Source organism: Mesorhizobium sp. P3_A9 (assembly GCF_056402975.1).
Map to the genome: position 1 here is coordinate 1 of NZ_JBFUGJ010000573.1, position 2,388 is coordinate 2,388.

At 62.4% G+C, this 2,388-nt stretch carries 3 protein-coding genes; 2 read left to right on the plus strand and 1 reads right to left on the minus strand.

The genetic code is table 11. The annotated features are described in order from the left end of the window. Together AC1DX0_RS34670 and AC1DX0_RS34675 are read left to right on the plus strand one after the other, a co-directional pair. A partial coding sequence (locus AC1DX0_RS34670; protein WP_477358888.1) for a hypothetical protein occupies positions 1-193 on the plus strand: 193 nt, incomplete at its 5' end. A 412-nt stretch (positions 194-605) separates the two neighbouring features. After that, on the plus strand, positions 606-1,835 hold the full coding sequence (locus tag AC1DX0_RS34675) for an OmpA family protein (RefSeq protein WP_477223636.1): 1,230 nt from the start codon (positions 606-608) through the stop codon (positions 1,833-1,835). Between the two features lie 373 nt (positions 1,836-2,208). On the opposite strand, the gene AC1DX0_RS34680 is transcribed toward AC1DX0_RS34675, so the two are convergent. Continuing rightward, on the minus strand, positions 2,209-2,388 hold a 180-nt coding region (locus AC1DX0_RS34680), incomplete at its 5' end, for a hypothetical protein (RefSeq protein WP_477358891.1).

Below are 2,388 nucleotides of genomic sequence, written 5' to 3' on the forward strand. Positions count from 1 at the left end.
CCAGTGCCCAGTTTGGATAGCGACGGGACACGCCACGGAGAATGAATATGACACGCCGACCAATGATTTTGGCCAGCACCGCACTCGGGTTGCTCTTCTCAGCGCCGTTCGGGTCCCCGCTCGACAGTTCAGCACTCGGCGCGGCACGGTTCGTCGCATCCGCACCGCCGATTTTTATCAAGTTGAAATGTAAGGAGGGCGAGTCCGCCGAAGCCTGCGCGCTAAGGCAGCAGGCTCCGTCCGAAAACGCTGCTCCACCTCCAGCGACCGAAGCACAGCCTGCTTCTAAACCGCAGGAGCAGCCAAAACAGGCAGCCCCGGCGTCTGAGGCACCTCCCGTTCCAGCACCCACCGCACCGGCTGAACCGTCCGCGAAGCAACAGCCTGCTCAACCGGCCGAGCCGGCGCCGCAAGCCGAGCCTGCCCCCAATAAGGCTCCAGACGAACCGGCAGGCAAGCAAGCCCAGCCACCTGCGGATCAGGCGCCTTTGCCCAGCCCGGCTCCCCAGGCGCCTGCTGCGACCGCTAAGCCTGCCCCTGCGCAGGGCGAACAGCCGGCGGAACCTAAGAAAAAACCTGCCGCCGAGCAGCCTGCAAACCAACCCGTGACAAAAGCCCCACCTTCAACCGAGCAGCCCCCCGCCAGCGGAAAACCAGCCGTTGGTGAGCCGGCCGCGCCCGCCCAAAGCGAAAAGCCAGTCCAGGGCGAGGCGCCAGCCGATCCGAACGCTGCCCCCATCCTGGACAGCCAGAAGGACGCGAAGCGTCCGGGCAAGGATGGCAAGGTCGCCCCGCAGAGCGGCAGCGATGAGGTCACCGCGCCTGCGACCGCCCCCGCAGATGCCGCACCACCGCCTGCCGACGACAAGTCAGCGCAGCAGGAGATCAAGCCGGAGAAGATCGTTCCGGTGACGAACGAAAAGGGCACTCGCCGTGAAAAGGCGCCCGACACCCAAGCGCCGGAGCGTCCAAAAGGCGCCGATGTCCTCACGGAAATTGGCGGCCGGGTCATCATCCAGTTCAACCACCAGACGATCGTCGAGAGCAACGAAGCGCCGCGCATGAACCGTGGTGCCAAGGACGTGTATTACGAGGATCTGCCGGGCGGCCGCACCCGCGAGACGGTCGTTCGTGACAACGGCAACCAAATCGTCACCATCCGCAACCGCAATGGAGACGTCATCCAGCGCTCCCGCATCACGCCCGACGGGCGCGAGTATGTGTTGAGCTATGTCGACGAGCGGTATTACCAGGACGTGCAGGATTGGCGCGACCCTGGAGATGACTTGCCGCCGATGCGGCTAACCATCCCGCGCAAGCAATACATCCTGGAGTCGGATTTGGTAGAGGATCCTGGCGACTACTACACCTTCCTTGAGCAACCGCCCGTGGAAAAGGTCCAGCGCCTCTACTCGGTCGATGAGGTCAAACGCTCGGCGCGTGTGCGCGACATCGCCCGGCGCGTTGATCTCGACACGTTGAATTTCGACTCCGGCTCGGCGACTATCTCGGACAGCGAAGTCAAAAAGCTGCAAGGCGTTGCGGACGCAATGGAGCGGCTGCTGAAGCAGAACCCGGCGGAAACCTTCTTGATCGAGGGCCACACCGACGCCGTCGGTAGCGACAATGCAAACCTGGCCTTGTCCGACCAGCGAGCCGAGGCAGTTGCCGAGGCCCTCACCAATGCCTTTGGCATCGCGCCGGAGAACCTGACGACCCAAGGCTACGGTGAACGCTATCTCAAGGTGAACACGACAGGGCCCGAACGACAGAACCGCCGTGTCGCTATCCGCCGCATCACGCCCCTTGTGGCGCCTGTCGCCAGTTCCAACTGACCGACAAACTCGCAAGTCGGTAAAGCTCGCCGACTTGCGAGACCCTTGCCAGACCATGGTGCTATCTGCTACCCCGACGGGGGCTTTTTAAGAGTTCATTTACCGTCCGTCTTTAGCATCCCGCTTGCGGCTAAAGTAGCAGTTCCGCATCTTCAGGCAACACCGCCCGTCGCTTTTAGTCCAACTAGGAGCGACGGGTACTTCACCCGCGAGCCTACGGCTCTTTCTGCGGCGATCGAGCGGCCACCGGCTTTAAGTACGCTATCGATGCGACTGGAGATATCGAGCGCTCATGAATGGGTGATCGTCTGCGCTGGGATTGGTGCGGCCGAAAGTGCGCACATAAGTCCGACGTTGATCGATCCAATTGCTCTTACCTTTGTGATCGCAACAGAACACGCGCCTTAAGATCAGTAACCGTCCTGGCATCGGGCAATGTAAACCTGGCCATGACCATCTCGATATCGGCGTTGGCCCGCCGTGTCCGATCACCGCACCGGGATCGCGCCGACTGCGCCACCAACGACAGCACTTGTACCGGATCGCCGGCCAC